At 48.1% G+C, this 17,056-nt stretch carries 20 protein-coding genes and 1 other annotated feature; all 20 genes read right to left on the bottom strand.

The window, feature by feature from the left end; translation table 11 throughout:
• Positions 1-122: 122 nt before the first annotated feature.
• Positions 123-1,547, bottom strand: a complete 1,425-nt coding sequence (locus BKD12_RS08490; protein ID WP_070088891.1) for a SpoIIE family protein phosphatase — start codon at positions 1,545-1,547, stop codon at positions 123-125.
• A 95-nt stretch (positions 1,548-1,642) separates the two neighbouring features.
• On the bottom strand, positions 1,643-1,966 hold the full coding sequence (locus BKD12_RS08485) for an FtsB family cell division protein (protein WP_070088890.1): 324 nt from the start codon (positions 1,964-1,966) through the stop codon (positions 1,643-1,645).
• Positions 1,967-2,051: 85 nt separating this feature from the next.
• Positions 2,052-2,384, bottom strand: coding sequence for a spore cortex biosynthesis protein YabQ (gene yabQ, locus BKD12_RS08480; RefSeq protein WP_070088889.1), 333 nt, complete (start codon positions 2,382-2,384; stop codon positions 2,052-2,054).
• A 4-nt stretch (positions 2,385-2,388) separates the two neighbouring features.
• Entirely contained in the window at positions 2,389-2,673 is a 285-nt protein-coding gene (gene yabP / locus BKD12_RS08475; protein ID WP_070088925.1) for a sporulation protein YabP, read from the bottom strand.
• A 49-nt stretch (positions 2,674-2,722) separates the two neighbouring features.
• Entirely contained in the window at positions 2,723-2,980 is a 258-nt protein-coding gene (locus tag BKD12_RS08470) for an RNA-binding S4 domain-containing protein (RefSeq protein WP_270645182.1), read from the bottom strand.
• A 53-nt stretch (positions 2,981-3,033) separates the two neighbouring features.
• A complete protein-coding gene (locus tag BKD12_RS08465) occupies positions 3,034-3,333 on the bottom strand; it encodes a non-specific DNA-binding protein Hbs (protein WP_270645164.1) in 300 nt (99 codons plus the stop codon).
• A 170-nt stretch (positions 3,334-3,503) separates the two neighbouring features.
• Positions 3,504-5,237 carry a phospho-sugar mutase gene (locus BKD12_RS08460; protein ID WP_070088886.1) on the bottom strand — a complete coding sequence of 578 codons (1,734 nt, stop codon included), beginning with the start codon at positions 5,235-5,237 and terminating at the stop codon, positions 3,504-3,506.
• A gap of 45 nt (positions 5,238-5,282) precedes the next feature.
• Positions 5,283-6,365: a YutH/CotS family kinase-like spore coat protein gene (locus BKD12_RS08455; protein WP_070088885.1), complete on the bottom strand. Its 1,083-nt coding sequence runs from the start codon at positions 6,363-6,365 to the stop codon at positions 5,283-5,285.
• Positions 6,366-6,511: 146 nt separating this feature from the next.
• Positions 6,512-7,864: a CCA tRNA nucleotidyltransferase gene (locus BKD12_RS08450; RefSeq protein ID WP_070088924.1), complete on the bottom strand. Its 1,353-nt coding sequence runs from the start codon at positions 7,862-7,864 to the stop codon at positions 6,512-6,514.
• 102 nt (positions 7,865-7,966) lie between these two features.
• Positions 7,967-8,734 (bottom strand): transposase, encoded by a 768-nt coding sequence (locus BKD12_RS08445; protein WP_070088884.1) that lies wholly within the window; start codon positions 8,732-8,734, stop codon positions 7,967-7,969.
• A gap of 105 nt (positions 8,735-8,839) precedes the next feature.
• Complete coding sequence (gene proS, locus BKD12_RS08440) at positions 8,840-10,279, bottom strand: proline--tRNA ligase (RefSeq protein WP_070088923.1); 1,440 nt, start codon at positions 10,277-10,279, stop codon at positions 8,840-8,842.
• A gap of 183 nt (positions 10,280-10,462) precedes the next feature.
• Positions 10,463-10,671 (bottom strand) — a binding site (T-box leader).
• Positions 10,672-10,767: 96 nt separating this feature from the next.
• Positions 10,768-11,295, bottom strand: a complete 528-nt coding sequence (locus BKD12_RS08435; protein ID WP_070088883.1) for a magnetosome magnetite crystal formation protein family — start codon at positions 11,293-11,295, stop codon at positions 10,768-10,770.
• A 30-nt stretch (positions 11,296-11,325) separates the two neighbouring features.
• Positions 11,326-12,897, bottom strand: coding sequence for a serine hydrolase (locus tag BKD12_RS16930; RefSeq protein WP_176730946.1), 1,572 nt, complete (start codon positions 12,895-12,897; stop codon positions 11,326-11,328).
• Positions 12,898-12,905: 8 nt separating this feature from the next.
• Positions 12,906-13,637, bottom strand: a complete 732-nt coding sequence (locus BKD12_RS08425; RefSeq protein WP_070088881.1) for a YARHG domain-containing protein — start codon at positions 13,635-13,637, stop codon at positions 12,906-12,908.
• 117 nt (positions 13,638-13,754) lie between these two features.
• Positions 13,755-14,447, bottom strand: coding sequence for a 50S ribosomal protein L1 (rplA, locus tag BKD12_RS08420; RefSeq protein ID WP_070088880.1), 693 nt, complete (start codon positions 14,445-14,447; stop codon positions 13,755-13,757).
• A gap of 49 nt (positions 14,448-14,496) precedes the next feature.
• The gene (gene rplK / locus BKD12_RS08415; protein ID WP_070088879.1) at positions 14,497-14,922 is read right to left on the bottom strand and encodes a 50S ribosomal protein L11; all 426 of its coding nucleotides are present in this window, start codon (positions 14,920-14,922) and stop codon (positions 14,497-14,499) included.
• Positions 14,923-14,976: 54 nt separating this feature from the next.
• Positions 14,977-15,492, bottom strand: a complete 516-nt coding sequence (gene nusG, locus BKD12_RS08410; RefSeq protein WP_070088878.1) for a transcription termination/antitermination protein NusG — start codon at positions 15,490-15,492, stop codon at positions 14,977-14,979.
• A 34-nt stretch (positions 15,493-15,526) separates the two neighbouring features.
• Positions 15,527-15,718, bottom strand: coding sequence for a preprotein translocase subunit SecE (secE, locus tag BKD12_RS08405; RefSeq protein ID WP_070088877.1), 192 nt, complete (start codon positions 15,716-15,718; stop codon positions 15,527-15,529).
• A 22-nt stretch (positions 15,719-15,740) separates the two neighbouring features.
• On the bottom strand, positions 15,741-15,890 hold the full coding sequence (gene rpmG / locus BKD12_RS16500; protein ID WP_083262913.1) for a 50S ribosomal protein L33: 150 nt from the start codon (positions 15,888-15,890) through the stop codon (positions 15,741-15,743).
• Positions 15,891-16,047: 157 nt separating this feature from the next.
• Positions 16,048-17,037, bottom strand: coding sequence for an XdhC family protein (locus BKD12_RS08400; protein ID WP_176730945.1), 990 nt, complete (start codon positions 17,035-17,037; stop codon positions 16,048-16,050).
• Between the last annotated feature and the right edge of the window lie 19 nt (positions 17,038-17,056).

The following is a 17,056-nucleotide window of genomic DNA, read 5'->3' as shown; positions in this document are numbered from 1 at the left end:
GTTCTTACTTCCTGATACATAAAATCAGTCCTCTTGACTGCCTGTTTCTCCTGCGCCTGCACATCTTCCGCGCCTGCGCTACGCTTTAACTATATAGAACTTTCTCTGAAAATGCAAGTGGTTCACGCCTTGCTCCAAAGCCCTGCCACCAACACTGTCATGTCATCCAGCGGCACTTCCCCGGACCATTCCAGCACCCGTCCCAGAATATGATGCGCCAGCTCCCTGGGATTGAGGATATCCGTATCCTGGATAAACGTACACATCAGCACATCCTGTTCTCCTGCCGGCAGCGCATCCATCACCCCGTCTGTCACCATGATCACATAGTCTCCGGACTCCAGCCTTCTTGTCTCGGTGTCAATCTCAATATCCTGCAGGACACCGATCGGCAGCGTGGCAGACCGGATGATTTCCACTTCACCCTGCCGTTTCAGAAAAGTAGCTGCAGCTCCCGCTTTTACAAATTCGCAGGTGCCCTCGTACAGGTCAAATAAAGTGACATCCACTGTGCAGAACCTTACCTCTTCCCGGCCGATCACCAATGCGGTGTTCATCATCTGAACGGCCGTTTTTACCGGAAACCCGGCCCCCAGAAGCTCTTCCAGCATTTCCACCACCATAGAGCTTTCCCGAAAAGCATCCTCACCGGATCCCATCCCGTCTGACAGGGCTATCCCCTGCTTTCCCCCGGGAAGCTCTGTCATCAGGAAGGTGTCTCCGGATATCTTTTCGCAGCCCTTCCCGATCCTTGCCACCCCCTGCAGCGTATGGAACCTGGCCCCCTCCATGCAGGCAACGGTGCAGTAATCCTCGCCGATCACCGGGCGCTCTCCCCTGCCCGGCATCATCTCTCTTCCCACACTGTCTCCTACCAGACGCACAAGCTCCCTGGTGGAAACCGACTGCCCCTTCATCGCCTTCACAGTAAGATGGATCTCATACTTTCCCTGAGGCGTCATATAGAAAACCGCGGACAGCATACGGATCCCCGCTTTTTTAAGTCTTGTTTTCAGCCGTTTTTCCATATGCTCATCTTCAAAGATCCCTGCGTCCAGCTCCCTTGTCGTATACTGGATCATCTTTGCAAAGCTCTTAAGCTGGCCTGCATATCCCTCCCTGTTCTGCACCATCCTGTTGTTCCACATCAGGATTTCTTTGGCATTTTCAAAAACCTCCAATGTTTCTCTGAGAAATCTTGGCGCCAGGATACATTGGCTTTTCAATTTCCGCTTCAGCTCTATATTCAGTTCCGCCCCATATTCCACTGCCGCGCACAGAATCTCATGCATGGCCTGGTAGGTATACACCCGCTTTTCCCCCAGGCACATTTCCCTGTTTTCACAATTTCTGCAGACCTTGTCCGTCACTTTTTCAAACATTTCTTCCAGTTCTTCTTTTGTAAATGTCCCCTTATAACTTTCCAGCTTCAAAAAAGTCTTCGACAGATGCTTCAGCGAATCCGCAAACTTGTCCATCTGCACGACGTATGGATTCATGAATATTTCATTTCCCCGGAACTTTTCCTTCTCCCTGATCTCCTCCATTTCCTGCTCCCCTTTCCGCCTGCTCCCCGGCAATAAAAAAATCAAAAAAGAAAAGCCTTAGGAAATTCCTTTCCTAAAGCTTATCATTCGTCTTTTTACTCAGCTCTGAATATGATCTCATTTTCATGAATCAGACCCAGCTTATCCTTTGCCACATCCTCCACGTACTCATCTGTCCCGACATATTCTTCCAGGTCATCAATCTCTTCTGTCCGTGTCTTTTCTTCCTCAATCTGTGTCTCAAGATCTGAAATCTGTGTCTGATATTCCTGTTCCTGCGCTCTCAGCGTCACGCTGTTTACAGAAACCACCACCATCAGCATTACTATTACCGAGCTAACGGCAAGCATGCTTCTCTTATGCCGCTGCATACGCCGTTTCTGCCTTTTTTTGCGGCTTTTCTGTTTAATTCCTTCCATATTTATACTCACCCTTTTCGCCAGATCCCCCTCTGGCTTTTACTCACCCTATTATGGTTTATATTAACTTTTTTTAAGAGGTGAATCAAGGGTTTTTCGTGAAATCTTTGTGACTTCTGGTGTAGATTTTTTTGTGTAATTTTTTCATCCAGCCAAAGAATACGCTGGCAAAAACCGCTCCAATCACAACACCTAGTATAAAATACCATCTGATAACACCATCACTTGTATGGTAAATCTGCACAAAGAAATAAATTGATGCAGCAATCCAGTAAAACAGGTCTTCCAGCTCTATCGCGACAGGCTCGTGCCGGATCCATTCTCGCAGACAGCTGATGCAGCGGTACGCTGTCCGGAGCACCGCTCCCGTCAGGACCGCAGTAAAAAATATCATGATCTCTTCCCTGATTTCCGGCATCCCGTCACCTGAACAGCTTTGCAAAAAGATTTTCCTGGGACTTTCCGTGTGCCTGAACCTCGGAGTAGGCCACGCTGTCAATACCGCCAGACAGATCTACCTCTCCCTTTTCCAGGCTCAGCCGGTTTACATGAAGATCAGATCCTTTCACCATAAGCATCCCCTGCTCTGTTTCCAGAAGGATCTCGTTTAGATCAAAGGACAATACATCAATCACTCCTGTTACCGTGCTGGCTTTTCGATTATTGATCACTAGTTTATGGCTTTTCTGTATGGTACGCTCTTCCACACGCATCACAACCTTTCTTAGTAATCATATGACAGGCGGCTTATGTTTATTACAAATATTTGAACAAGTCTTTTGCTTCTTCCTTTTTGGTGGTTTCCTGGATGTCGAGGACCTCCACCTTCACATTCCTGGTGCCGAACTGGATCTCAATGATATCCCCCGGCTTTACCTTTACAGACGCCTTTGCCACCTGTCCGTTAACGGTGACTCTTCCGGCATCGCAGGCCTCATTCGCCACAGTCCGCCGCTTGATCAGGCGTGATACTTTTAAAAATTTATCTAACCTCATATGTTCCTCCCTGAGAATAAAAACAGACTGCGTTTCCGCAGCCTGTCCGATTTTATATTTTACCAACTGAATTATGCATTTACTGCATCTTTTAAAGCTTTTCCAGCTTTGAACTTCGGTGCCTTGCAGGCGTCGATCTTCATGGTCTTTCCTGTCTGAGGATTTCTTCCCTCTCTTGCTGCTCTCTGGCTTACTTCGAAAGTTCCGAATCCAACCAGCTGTACTTTGTGATCTTTCTTCAGCTCATCTGTTACTACATCGATAAATGCTTTTAAAGCTTTCTCAGAATCCTTCTTGGACAATTCTGCCTGATCTGCAATAGCTGCAATTAATTCTGTTTTGTTCATGGATAATTTCCTCCTCTTGTTCAAATATAGAATCTTACTGCTTTAAGTTCTACGATTAGTATAACACCGGTCCTGCATATTTTATTCCATGCTTGCCGTGCCTTAGTTACTGTTATACCTGTTTTGCCCCTGTTTGTCAAGATTTTTTCACAGTTTTTCCCCAGTTTTCAAGGGTTTTTGCCTTTTTCGCAGGTCTACAGTATTGCATCGATCATTGCCAGAACTTCTTCCCCTAATTTTGCCGATTTTTCTTCAGCGTCCGCAAGGGAATCGCCTTTGATTCCATAGTAAAATTTTACTTTTGGCTCGGTTCCGGAAGGACGTACGCATACCCATGCGTCGTCAGAAAGATCATAATATAATACATTGGAGGATGGAAGTCCTGTCTTTGTTACTTCACCGGTTACTGTATCCTTAATGGTATCTGCCTGGTAGTCCCTTGCTTTCAGCACCGTGTATCCGCCAATCTCGGCCGGCGGGTTTTTCCGGAGCGTGTCCATGATCTGCTGGATCTTCTGAAGTCCTTCAATCCCTTTCAGCGTAATGGACTGAATATCATCTTTGTAATAGCCGTATCTCTCGTACATATCCAGCATTGCATCCCAAAGTGTCTTTCCCTGGGTACGGTAGTAGGCTGCCGCCTCGCACAACGCCATAGTCGCCACGATGGCATCCTTATCTCTTGCATGGGTACCGATCAGACATCCGTAGCTTTCCTCGAAGCCAAACAGATACGTCCCTTTTCCGGTGGTTTCAAACTTCAGGATCTGCTGCCCGATATATTTGAAACCGGTCAGCACTTCAATCAAGCCGATATCATATCCTTTTGCAATGGCGTCAGCCAGATTGGAGGTCACGATAGTTTTGATCAGGAATCCGTCATCCGGCAGGCCGTAAAGTGCTTTTCTCTGCCCGATCTCATAATCAGCCAGCAGGCATCCGGACATGTTGCCGGTCAGCACTTTATACTCTCCGGACGCAGTGTCTTTTACATACACGCCCAGGCGGTCTGCATCCGGATCCGTTGCCAGGATCAGATCCGCATCCACTTCTTTGGCAAGCTTAAGCCCCAGCTCAAAGGCTTCCTTTGCTTCCGGATTTGGATAGGATACCGTTGGGAACTCTCCATCCGGCAGCTCCTGCTCTTTTACCACATACACATTGGTAAAGCCCAGTTCTTTTAAAATCCGTCTGGCAGGGATATTCCCGGTTCCATGAAGAGGACTGTATACGATCTTCAGATCTCTTCCTACCGCATTAATGGAATCCTGATGGATTACCTGCTTTTTCAGCTCTGCAATATAGCCGTCATCTACTTCTTCGCCGATCACTTCGTAAAGTCCTGCTGTTTTAGCTTCTTCACGGTCCATAGTTTTTACAGTATTGTAATCGGTCACTGCCTTTACCTCATCCATGATCCCTTTGTCGTGAGGCGGAGTGATCTGGGCACCATCCTCCCAGTATACCTTGTAGCCATTATACTCCGGCGGGTTATGACTGGCGGTGATGTTAATACCTGCAATACACCCAAGCCTTCTGACTGCATAGGACAGCTCCGGCGTCGGACGCAGAGATTCGAAAATATATGCCTTGATTCCATTTGCCGCAAGGCAGCGGGCCGCTTCGTCTGCGAATTCAGGAGACATGCGGCGGGAATCATAGGCAATGGCAACTCCTTTTTCCTGCCCGTTATTTTTTATAATATAATTGGCAAGCCCCTGAGTCGCCTTGCGGACTGTATAAATATTCATACGGTTTGTTCCCGCGCCAATCACGCCGCGCAGTCCTGCTGTCCCGAATTCCAGTTCCCTGTAAAAACGTTCTTTTATCTCGTTGTCGTCATCCCCTATACTCCGAAGCTCTTCTTTCGTGGCTTCATCAAAATATGGATTCCGCAACCATTCCTCGTAGCTTTCGCGATATTCCATTTTTGGTACCTCCTATCCTTAATGTATATATTATACAACAGGAGTTTACAAATGAAAAGAAAATATCTCTTCTAAAAAACGCTTCTTTTCCTCAGTCTGCTGGATCGCTGTCTGCAGTTTTTCTATGTTTTTTGACGAAACCCATGCTTTATTGGAACGGTAATAGGAGTCCGCTGTCTTCCAGAATTTCTCCGGATAAATGAACCTGACGCAGAGATATTCCATTTCCGCTTCCGACAGCGGACGGATTGCCGCATATGCGTTGAGCATATTATCTCCAAGCCTTACCTTCCACCCATGCTTTTCCATGACCTTACGCAGAAAGTAATAGAGATCCTCCACCTGAACATCCGGTTTGAACTTTTCAAAATTGGTAGTGGCGATCCGGTAGGGCTCTTTGCGATAATTATAGTCCCCCTGGATCATTAAAATATTATGATAATTGTATTCTCCATGCACCATGCATCCCTGACGCCTGCTTTCCTTTAAAAGCTTTCCGCAGCCGGATGTCATAAGCTCCTGCAGCGCGGCCTCTCCCCACTGGTACATCTGATCGAAGCAGCGCAGGAAAGCATATTCAAACTCCCCTTTCAGCGACACACTTCGCACAAACTTCCGCACTTTAGAAAGTTCTCTGTTGTGGCGCAGATATTCCGACTCCAGACCTTCTGTCAGGTCTGATTTTTTTATTTTCCCTGCAGGCTTTGTTTCCCCGTTAAGCCCTGTCTCCCCGTTAAGCCCTGTCTCCCGCACAGGACCGTCCGGCCACCTCATGACCATATGGAGCTTCGCCAGATTGCCGGACGCCGAAAGCAGTTCTGCCGGTTTGCGGACATCACACTCCCGCCCCTGGAACCAGCGTTTCAGGACATAGACACCGCCATCCTCCATTCGGGCCGCACATTCCCCTTCCTTCGTTTTCAATATATGATCAACCTTTTCATAGCCCTGCCGCTGAAGGAAATCATACACCCCGCATAATACAGGAATACGCTTCTCGGAACCCTTCACCTCTTTCAAAAGTAAAAGCCCCAGATTCGTTTCGCATAAAATAGCACCCCTGGTTTTACGGGTGCCGATGACATCAATATCATATTTTTCCAAAACCGCTCGTTCATATTCCTGCATACGCATCCCCTGTATCTTACATTACATGTTCTTTCTAGCGTATGCCCCGGGGAAGAGAAATATGCCAATGGGGACGGGGGATTTCCAGAAATCCCCCGTCCCCATTGACATAGGTTCTTGACTTATCCACACAGTTTTCCAAAAAGTTATCCCAAATGTTTTAATAACTCTTCTTTTGTGTTGAGTTCTGGCTGATCAATGACCAACGCCAGAAGTTCATTTAATTTTTCTCCTATTTCTTTTCCTGGCTCCATCCCGGCTGCGATTAAATCTTTCCCTGTCACCGCAAGGTTCTTCAGAGAAACGCACTGACCTGCATCCACAATCTGCCGGTACAGTTCTTCAATCTCATCCAGATTTTTTACCTTTTCCTCCCGTTTATACATACTTTGGGCCAGCACATCTGCCCGCCGGACTTCCATGTAACAGGGAAATATATCTTCACCAATTTTGTTCATCGCACGCCGGACCGCCTTAGGATCCGCCGGCATCCGATAGTCATGGTAGAACACAAGCCGCGATACGTTATGCAGTGTATCGTTATCAAACTTCAGCCTTCGCAGCACCTGCTTCGTAATTTTCTCGCTTTCAAACGCATGCTTTTTAAAATGCGCCCGCCCTGTTTCGTCTACCGTTTTTAAAGCCGGTTTCCCCATATCATGCAGAAGCATCGTAAGCCGTAGGATTTTATCTGCTCTTACATTCAGCATCGCATGCAGTGTGTGTTCACCCACATTGTACATGTGATGTGGCGTTTCCTGCTCTGTCTCCATCAAACGGTCAAACTCCGGCAGAAATTCACGGGTCAGCCCCAGTTCATAAGCCTCACGCATCATGTCCGGGCGGTCTGATACCAACAGCTTTACGAGTTCGACCTGGATTCGTTCCGCACTGATTTTACGGAGCGAAGGCGCCAGCTCCCTCATTCCCTTTCGCGTTTCCTCCTCGATCGCAAATCCCAGCTGCGCAGCGAACCGTACGCCTCGAAGGATCCGCAGTGCGTCCTCAGAAAACCGCTCCCTGGCATTTCCCACACAGCGAATCACGCCCTGCTCCAGATCTTCAATCCCCCCGAAAATGTCGATCAGCCCTTCCGATGCATTGTAGGCCATCGCATTAATCGTAAAATCTCTTCTCCGAAGGTCTTCCTTTAAGCAGGCCGTATAGGTCACCTCCTTTGGATGTCTGGAATCCTCGTACTTCCCGTCAATTCTGTACGTCGTGACCTCAAAGCCTTCTTTACCCAGAAGCACAGTGACCGTCCCATGCTGAATTCCCGTATCAAACGTCCTGGGAAAAATCGCCTTCACCTCCACAGGGGTCGCAGAAGTCGTAATATCCCAGTCCTCCGGCTCCCTTCCCAGCAGCGAATCCCGAACACAGCCCCCTACCGCATAAGCCTCATAACCATGCCGCTGCAGAGCCAATATAATATCATTAACTTTCTCAGGCAAAACAATCTTCCTGTTATCCACAATTTCTCCTCCACTTATCAACATCATTCTTATCATAACATATTTTCCGTGAATGGGGACGGGGGATTTCCAGAAATCCCCCGTCCCCATTCACGGAAAGCCATCCCTTTTTCCACATTTTCCACGTTATACTAACCTGTTTCTAACCGTATCGCGGATGTTTTCCACATTGCTCCAGGATATATTCAGAGCCTGTTTCACCTCCGCCTCATACCGTTTTCTCACCTCTGCATAATCCAAAGCTTCTATCAAAGAAATACCCTCTGCCGCCGCACATGCGTTCAGAATCTGCTCTGCAATTTCTACCTTTTGCTCAAACTCTTCCTCTCGAGTATCGATAAATAATTCCTGGCATGTTTGATCATGGAATTCCAGAAAATTTCGGCCATTTCCGAATCGTTCTTTGATTTTCCCAAAAGCCTCCGGGCAGAGAATCTGCTCATCTTCTTCCAAAATCGTAAAATATTCCCTCATACTCCCGTGATGATAACTGACCAGGTCGTCTGACAGCTTCGCCCTGACCGGATTCAGATGAATATACCTTAAACAGTTCCAAAAATATGCTTCATTCTCCACACATTGACTGCGGTATCGATTCTGAAATACATATCCGGATCTTTGATGCTTATAATTATAATACAATGCGTATCTTGCCGAGATTACAGCTATGAACAGTGCCAGTGCCTTTAGATCAGCCTGCACCAGCATATGAAAATGATTTGGCATAATGCAATATGCATAGAAATTAACTTGATATTTTTTCCAATTTTCACGAATAATATTTATCATTCTTGTGCGTTCACGCTTTTCTGCAAAAATAGAACGCCTCTCAATCCCACGATTCACGATATGATAAATCTTCGTGCTGCTTTCTTTTCTAGCTTCTCGCGCCACAGAATCCCTCCTTATCCACATTTTGTGGAAAAAGGGACAGCTTTTATCAATAGTTTCATTGGGGACGGGGGATTTCTGAAAATCCCCCGTCCCCAATGGAAGTTTTTAATATGATTTTCCCCAATATACCATATGCTTAGCAGGTTTTCCACACCAGATACACTTGTCGGAAATCATCTCTTCGTCTTCGATCAGGCATCGGGTTGCCGCACCGCCGGTAGCGTATTTTACTTCACCCTCGCACTCCGGATCTCCACACCAGCATGCTTTTACAAAGCCCCGGTTTGCCTTAAATTTTTCCACCATTTCGTCCATGGTAACTGCTGTATCAATATGATTCTGAAGGAACTCATTAGCTCTGTTGTACATATCCTGCTGCTCCTGCTCCAGAATTTCACGCAGCTTCACTGCGATCTCGTCCAGGGACACCACGATTTTTTCACGATTGTCACGGCGCACAACTACTACCTGGTTTTTCTCCAGATCCTTCGGTCCGATCTCGATACGGGTCGGAATTCCCAGGATTTCCTGTTCGGAGAATTTCCATCCTGTGCTCTTGTCAGAGTCATCAATCTTCACTCTGTATCCTGCTTTTTTCAGTTCATCCAGAAGCGCGTAGGATCTGTCAAGAACGCCTTCCTTATGCTGTGCGATCGGAATGATCCGGCACTCTACCGGCGCTACGTGCGGCGGCAGCACCAATCCGTCATCATCACCGTGTACCATGATCAATGCACCAATACTTCTGGTAGACCATCCCCAGGACGTCTCATAAGCGCTCTGAAGCTGGTTGTTCTTATCTACATATTTAATATCAAATGCATCCGGGAATCCACTTCCGAAGAAATGGCTGGTTGCGGACTGCAGCGCTTTTCCGTCATGCATCAGCGCTTCGATGGTATATGTGTCCTGAGCGCCTGCAAACTTCTCATGCTCCGCCTTTCTTCCGGCTACAAACGGGATTGCCAGCGTCTCTCTGTAGCAATCCTTATAGACTTCCCACATCTGGATCGTTCTTTCTTCTGCCTCTTCATAAGTTGCATGAAGCGTATGGCCTTCCTGCCACAGAAATTCTCTGGAACGCAGGAAAGGTCTGGTAGTCTTCTCCCAGCGAAGCACGGAATTCCACTGGTTCCATACCTTCGGCAGGTCTCTGTATGAACGCACCGTCTTCGCCCACAGATCACAGAACATGGTCTCTGAAGTAGGACGGATACACATTCTCTCCTGCAGTCTTTCCATTCCGCCGTGGGTAACCCATGCAACCTCCGGAGCAAATCCTTCTACATGCTCCGCTTCCTTTTCCAGAAGATTTTCCGGAATCAGCATCGGCAGATATACGTTTTCTACACCCGTCTCTTTAAAACGTTTGTCCAGATCCGCCTGGATCAGCTCCCAAATGGCATATCCGTTTGGCAGATAATTCAAACATCCTTTTACACTTGAATAATCACACAGATTTGCCTCCCGGACAACATCTGTGTACCACTGTGCGAAATTTTCGTCACGCGGTGTAATGTTTTTGACTAATTTTTCCTTTGCCATGTCTCTTCTCTCCTTTTCAACGCATGATACGCGGAGCATCTCTCCGCTGTTGCTTTGGCGAAAGCCTTCTTCCACCAGACATTTGTTTTCCAGAAGCGCCATTTTCGGCATGTCACAAAATCCAGGTGTCAAATCCATACAAATTATTTGAACACAATAAAACCGCCGATCTTTGCGCTCCCCAAAAGGGACCGAAAAGTTCGGCGGTACCACCCTAGTTAACTGCAAAAATTAACAGTTCTCTCCATTTACCATTAACGCTGGCAGAACGCTGCATCTTCATGCAGGGGCTCCAAGGCCGGTTCCACCAAAGCTTCCGGCAGAGATCTCTCACCATCTGATCTCCTCTCTGAGCCTGCTTTTTGTGTACTAATCCTCTTCACAGCCCATAAAAATCTTGAGTTAATCGTAATTCTAATCTATCGTTTCTGATTTGTCAAGGTCATAATTGTCCTTACAACAACTCCGGCAAACCACTCAGCCCTTCATTATCTCAGGAAATTAAAGTTTCTGATAATGTAAGGCTCTTTTGCCTTGCCGCCGCAGATTGAGAAAAACGCAATAATCCTGCACACAAACAGTACAAGAATAAACAACCCTGCCGCAATCGGTACGATAAATGTCCACACCAGGATCAGCGCCACGATTCCTGTCAGCGTCATAAGAACCGTAAACTTCAGCGCCTGTCTTACATGGAACATCGCATAAGGTGACTTATGGCTGGCAAGCAGAGCAATGATAATCCCCATCGTACCGATCAGATAAGCGATCATCGCAAACACCTTATTATCTGAAATATCCTTCTGGTCAAATTCTGCCGTGTGATCATAAGGATCTACCGGCGCCTGGTAATACTGCTGATACTGTCCCTGATTCATGTTCGCACCGGCATTTCCCATATTTCCTGTATTTCCGGCACCGCCGGCATTTCCAGTTGCTTCCATCTTTGCACCACACTTTGCGCAAAAAGATGCATTGTCTGCCACTTCAGCTCCACACTGTTTACATATTTTCATGATGTTTCTCCTCCTTTGTTATAACAACTTCTATAAGCTTATCATATACTGATAAACGATTCCAGAGATTTCTGCAATTTTATCTCTGGCCGCCTGCGGATCTGTCACCTGATTCGACAGCACGCACAGCACATATGTCTTTTCTCCGGCATAGATAACCGCCGCGTCATTTTCCACATCCGAAAGCTCCCCGGTCTTATTGGCAGAGCTTACACCCTCCGGAAGCCCTGCCGGGATCTTTCCTGTCCGCTCCTGCGCTTTCATATAGTCAAGGATCATCTCCGAACCAGCCAGCTCTCCTCTGCTCAGCATCGCCAGCAGCTTCCCGCAGTCCGCCGCCGACGTATAGTTATCGTCTGACGGATTTTCCTCCAGCATCAGTCTTCCCATATGAGTTTCCGCAAATCCATTTGCCTTTGCAAATGCATTTACCTTCTCCATCCCGGCGCCTGTATCTCCGCCGCCAAGCCTTCGGACCAGTTCGTTGGCCGCATCATTATCGCTGGCTGAAATCATCCGTCCGAGAAGTTCTCCTGTCTCTCCCTCATAAGTTTCCTGTCCTGTCACATTTTCAAGATCTGCAAAAACCGTCGCTGCCGTATAGAGTTTGATCACACTGGCCGATTCCAGGGCTCCCTGTCCCGCAGACGCATAGTTTCCGCTCTGAAGATCCTGCGTATACACACTCCAGACTTCTCCCAACGCGGTTCGCTCTGCAAGGCTGTTCTGAATCTGGACATTCAATTCCTCCAAAGGCTGACCCTGTGCATCCGCAGTGGTTTCTTCCGCAGCCTTATCTGCATAATACTGGTCAATTCCTTCTACAATCCCCTGCACCATCTGCTGACGGAAAGAAGGATCCGCCATTTTCAGATCATCCTGTTCATTCGTCATAAAGCCCATTTCCAGGATCATCACCGGAATCTGGCTCCAGTTAATGCCGGTCATCGTATCATTTTCCTGGATCCCCTGGTTTGCAAAACCGGTCCGCCCGCAATAAGCGCCCAGTATGCTTTCCGCAAGAGCGCGGCTTTCTCCGTAGAAGCTGCCCGTGTAGGGATTAGACTGCGAGGATATTAACGCCAGCGCCCCATTAGCCTGCGGATCCTCGCTTCCATTCGCATGAATCCGGATACTGATGTCTGCCCCTGCTTCATTTGCCAGTACGGCCCGTTCCGAGTTACTGATAGCTGTCTCATTATTTTCCCTTGTCAGGAGCACCGGATAGCCTTCCGCCTCCAGCGCATCTTTAAGCATCAGAGAAATATCCAGACAAAGCTGATATTCCGGAATTCCGGAATACGCACCCGACGTTCCCGAGGTCGCCTTCATCTTCATCACTTCGGATCCCGGAGCATTGGGCTCCTGTGCACTCATATCCACACCGGGTCCCTGGTGCCCCGGGTCAATTGCGATCAGCGGCTTTTCCTCCTCCGGCTCTTCTGCCGGCTCTTCTTCTATCGGCTCCGCCTGCTCCTCTGCCTTCTCTGCCTTCTTTTCCGGCTCTTCCTCTCTGCCTCTGCATCCGGCCAGCAGACCTCCCGTCAGCAGGAAAAGGCACAGGCACAGACACATTCTTTTAAATAACCACCCTTTTATCATAGCTTCCCCTATTGATCCAGCTGATATCCATTAGCAGAAATGCTAAATTCTACATCACTTAAAAACTCTGCATTTTTCTTTTCCACATCCGTAAGCAAAGATACGTCAAAATTCTCCGGCTCGATCGTGCCATAATACCAGCTCTTACTGTTGAAATAATTCTGCAGCTCCTGGGAATCAAATTTTCTTCCATGCCTTGCATAGATTTCATTCTTCGCATAGTTAATTTCCCGGAGACTTAACCCTGCCACATCCGAGTCACCCAGCAGCCGCTGGTTGCTGTACGGGATCACATACTCAGATGCTGCCTTGGCATTGACACTTCCTCTTGTCAGATCATCTCCGTCATCCGTATCATCTGACCACTCATCCTCCGAGCCACTGTAATCCCGGGTTTCCCCGGCGTCTTCAGTCTCTTCTTCTTCCTCCGTGTATGCCGGCTCTGATGAACTGCTATCCTCCCCGGAGTCATAGTCATACTCTGCCACGATTTCTCTTGCCGGATGGATCAGCCGGTAGATCCCAAATCCAATCCCGCCCACAATCAAAAGACTGATCAGAAGAAACACACAGACTACCACTACACCGCCGCCTTTTTTCTTATACGGCTTCCAGTCCTCCTGTCCATATGGGGGCTGTTCCTGCCCATACGGCGGCTGTTCTTCCTGCTTCATACCGCACTCCGGACAGAAAAGGCTGTCATCGTCCATCATCGCCCCGCAGTTTCCGCACCTCTTCATATGCACGAACCTCCTCTTCTCTCTCTTTTCCAAAGGTGTAAATCCCCATTTACACCAAAAGGAGTATCAGGCCGAAGCCCAATACTCCTTTATTATATCATATAATTATGATATCGCTTAAACTAATTTCATTGGATTGATCTTCACACTTGGTCCCATGGTAGAAGTCAATACCACACTCTTCAAGAACTGGCCCTTTACTGCAGCCGGTCTTGCTTTATTGATCGCATCGATCAGCGTCTGGAAGTTGTCCGTAAGTTGTTCTTCGGTAAAGGATGCTTTACCTACTGGCACATGGATAATGTTTGTTTTGTCAAGTCTGTACTCGATCTTACCAGCCTTGATATCCTGGATCGCTTTTGTTACGTCCATGGTTACCGTTCCGGCTTTCGGATTCGGCATCAGGCCCTTAGGTCCAAGTACACGTCCGAGACGTCCAACGACTCCCATCATGTCCGGGGTAGCTACTACTACGTCGAACTCGAACCAGTTTTCGTTCTGGATCTTCGGGATCAGCTCATCTCCGCCTACATAGTCTGCTCCGGCTGCCTTTGCTTCCTCAGCTTTTGCATCCTTTGCAAATACAAGGATACGAACCTTCTTACCAGTACCGTGCGGCAGTACAACTGCTCCACGGATCTGCTGATCAGCGTGACGTCCGTCACATCCGGTTCTGATATGAGCCTCGATCGTCTCATCAAATTTTGCTACTGCGGTCTTCTTTACAAGTGATACTGCATCTGCTACATCGTAGAGCGTTCCTCTGTCGATCGCTTTCGCAGCTTCAACGTATTTCTTTCCTCTTTTCATTTCAATAACCTCCTTGTGGTAATGTCGGGATAACCCTCCCACTTGTTAACTACTCCTCTACTTTTACACCCATGGAACGGCAGGTTCCTGCAACCATGCTCATAGCTGCTTCCAGGCTTGCCGCATTCAGGTCAGGCATCTTTGTCTCTGCGATCTCCTGCAGCTGTGCTTTGGTGATCGTAGCAACTTTTGTCTTGTTCGGCACGCCAGAACCAGATTTGATCTTACATGCTTTCTTGATCAGGACTGCTGCCGGAGGAGTCTTTGTGATAAAGCTGAAACTTCTGTCATTATAAACAGTGATGACAACCGGAATGATCAGATCTCCCTGATCTGCTGTCTTTGCGTTGAACTGCTTTGTAAATTCAACGATGTTTACACCGTGCTGACCAAGTGCAGGTCCAACCGGTGGTGCCGGAGTTGCTTTTCCGGCAGGAATCTGTAATTTAATATAACCTTCTACTTTTTTTGCCATTTTCATTACCTCCTTGTGGTACTCTCGGAGCACTCACGCCCCTCCCACGTTTTCCTACATCTTTACAACTTCTGCGAACCCTATTTCAACCGGAGTCTCCCGGCCGAACAGCTCAACATTGATGGTCAGGCTCTGCTTCTGCATATTGATCGACTGGATTGCGCCGATCGTATCCGCCCAGGCGCCTGACACGACTTTGATCGTGTCGCCCACTTCAAAGTCTACGACAATATTTTCCCGTCTGATTCCAAGCGATGCCATCTCAGCATCTGTCAGCGGAACCGGTTTGGATCCCGGGCCGACAAAGCCTGTCACACCTCTGGTATTGCGCACTACATACCATGTGTCGTCATTCATGATCATATGGATCAGTACATATCCTGGGAACATCTTTTTCTGAGATGCCTTCTGAACACCATTCTTCATCTCAACGACTTCCTGCATCGGAACCTGAACCTCCAGGATCTGCTCTTCCAGATGGCGGTTTTCAATTGTCTTATCGATGTTGGCCTTTACTTTGTTTTCATACCCGGAATAGGTATGAACTACGTACCATTTTGCCTCTGACATATTCTCACCTTTCCCGCCTGGCTGTTGATCAGTTCTATTTTACTAATAGATCTATTCCGTACCGGGCAGCGAAATCTACGATCGCAATGATAATCCCCAGTACAACAGATACCGAAACAACCGCCGCCGTCTGTTTAGCAATTGTCATTTTGTCTGGCCAAATGATTTTCTTAAATTCTTTGCTAAGACCTTTGAACCAGCTCGTCTTCTGCGTTTTTTCGCTCATGACATCCACTCCTTTGCGGCGACTATTTCGTTTCTTTGTGCAGTGTGTGTGATTTGCAGAACTTACAGTACTTCTTCGTCTCCATGCGCTCCGGATGTGCTTTCTTATCCTTCGTCATGTTGTAGTTACGCTGCTTGCACTCTGTACACTCCAATGTGATTCTTGTACGCACAACTTCCACCTCGCTTTACGTTTTTTTACATTTACGTGTTACCTGGCTGCTTGCGAGGCAGCCTGATTTTAGGCATAAAAAAAAGACCTACTTCCATTCGCCCATACAGTGTATCATACAACCGGCGTAAAAGCAAGCCTTAGTTTCTATTTCTTTCCTATTCAGCGTCCGCCCGGTGCCGGATCAGCTCCGCGGCAATACTAATGGCAATCTCCTCCGGCGTCTCCGCCCCGATGGAAAGCCCGATAGGTGTATGCACTCTTGCAATCTCCTCCGGCGGGATCTGATATTCCTCCTCCAGCCTTTTCGCAACAGCCGCCGCTTTTCTCCGGCTTCCGATCACGCCAATATAGGAGGCCTTTGTCTTCAGCACCTGGGCCTGCACCTGCAGATCATCTTTATGTCCCCTGGTCATAACGCAGACAAAATCCTCTTCCCGGATATCCATTTCTTCCAAAATCCTGTCATACCGGATCTTCCGCACATCCCATGCCTCCGGGAACAGCTCCCGGCTTAAGAATTCCTCCCGGTCTTCCAGTACCACACACCGGAAATCTACCGCTGAAAGCACGGGCACCAGTGCCTGGGATACATGTCCGCCTCCGAAAATGTAAACAGTTCCCGGCCGGCCGACCCTCTCAAAACAGTACAAATGCCCTTCTGTCTCCTGAAGGATCAGCTTCCTTCCGCACACATTCCCAATCTCCTCTGGCAGCTCTGTTCTTTCGCATACCCTTAGCATTCCGCCCTGATCCGCCAGAAGATCCCGGACCAGCCATATTTCTTTTCCTGATTCCAGTCTTTTCCCAGCCTCCTCTTCTACAGCAGAGGACTTCGCATCTTCCCACGGCAGATAGTGATAGTGCACCCTCACGCTGCCGCCGCAGACCATGCCAAGCTCGGCCGCCTTTTCCAGACTGAGATGATATTCGCCAAACCCCGACTTTCTCTCTTCCAGTACCTGCATTGCACGCTGGACCGCACTGTGTTCCAGCGCCCCGCCGCCGATAGTCCCGGCGTTTCGCCCGCCTCTGGTCACAATCATCCGTGCTCCGGCCCTCCTGGGCGCCGATCCCCTGCTTTCAATCACGGTCACGAGAACCGTATCCTTGTGATCCTTTGCCAGCCTCTGTAATATATGAAACATCTGCTCCATTTTCCGCAGC

Source organism: Merdimonas faecis (assembly GCF_001754075.1).
GTDB lineage: Bacteria > Bacillota > Clostridia > Lachnospirales > Lachnospiraceae > Merdimonas > Merdimonas faecis.
Note: the sequence above shows the minus strand (reverse complement) of the source record. Positions and strands in the feature narration are given on the sequence as shown.

What these genes read in the sequence shown, in the direction of transcription:
- BKD12_RS08490 (WP_070088891.1), bottom strand. Translation starts at nt 1,547, where the DNA reads ATGGAGGAGATCAGGGAGAAGGAAAAGTTCCGGGGAAATGAAATATTC.
- BKD12_RS08485 (WP_070088890.1), bottom strand. Translation starts at nt 1,966, where the DNA reads ATGGAAGGAATTAAACAGAAAAGCCGCAAAAAAAGGCAGAAACGGCGT.
- yabQ (WP_070088889.1), bottom strand. Translation starts at nt 2,384, where the DNA reads ATGCCGGAAATCAGGGAAGAGATCATGATATTTTTTACTGCGGTCCTG.
- BKD12_RS08460 (WP_070088886.1), bottom strand. Translation starts at nt 5,237, where the DNA reads ATGGAATATCGCGAAAGCTACGAGGAATGGTTGCGGAATCCATATTTT.
- BKD12_RS08455 (WP_070088885.1), bottom strand. Translation starts at nt 6,365, where the DNA reads ATGCAGGAATATGAACGAGCGGTTTTGGAAAAATATGATATTGATGTC.
- BKD12_RS08450 (WP_070088924.1), bottom strand. Translation starts at nt 7,864, where the DNA reads ATGTTGATAAGTGGAGGAGAAATTGTGGATAACAGGAAGATTGTTTTG.
- proS (WP_070088923.1), bottom strand. Translation starts at nt 10,279, where the DNA reads ATGGCAAAGGAAAAATTAGTCAAAAACATTACACCGCGTGACGAAAAT.
- BKD12_RS08435 (WP_070088883.1), bottom strand. Translation starts at nt 11,295, where the DNA reads ATGAAAATATGTAAACAGTGTGGAGCTGAAGTGGCAGACAATGCATCT.
- BKD12_RS16930 (WP_176730946.1), bottom strand. Translation starts at nt 12,897, where the DNA reads ATGATAAAAGGGTGGTTATTTAAAAGAATGTGTCTGTGCCTGTGCCTT.
- BKD12_RS08425 (WP_070088881.1), bottom strand. Translation starts at nt 13,637, where the DNA reads ATGAAGAGGTGCGGAAACTGCGGGGCGATGATGGACGATGACAGCCTT.
- rplA (WP_070088880.1), bottom strand. Translation starts at nt 14,447, where the DNA reads ATGAAAAGAGGAAAGAAATACGTTGAAGCTGCGAAAGCGATCGACAGA.
- rplK (WP_070088879.1), bottom strand. Translation starts at nt 14,922, where the DNA reads ATGGCAAAAAAAGTAGAAGGTTATATTAAATTACAGATTCCTGCCGGA.
- nusG (WP_070088878.1), bottom strand. Translation starts at nt 15,492, where the DNA reads ATGTCAGAGGCAAAATGGTACGTAGTTCATACCTATTCCGGGTATGAA.
- secE (WP_070088877.1), bottom strand. Translation starts at nt 15,718, where the DNA reads ATGAGCGAAAAAACGCAGAAGACGAGCTGGTTCAAAGGTCTTAGCAAA.
- BKD12_RS08400 (WP_176730945.1), bottom strand. Translation starts at nt 17,037, where the DNA reads ATGTTTCATATATTACAGAGGCTGGCAAAGGATCACAAGGATACGGTT.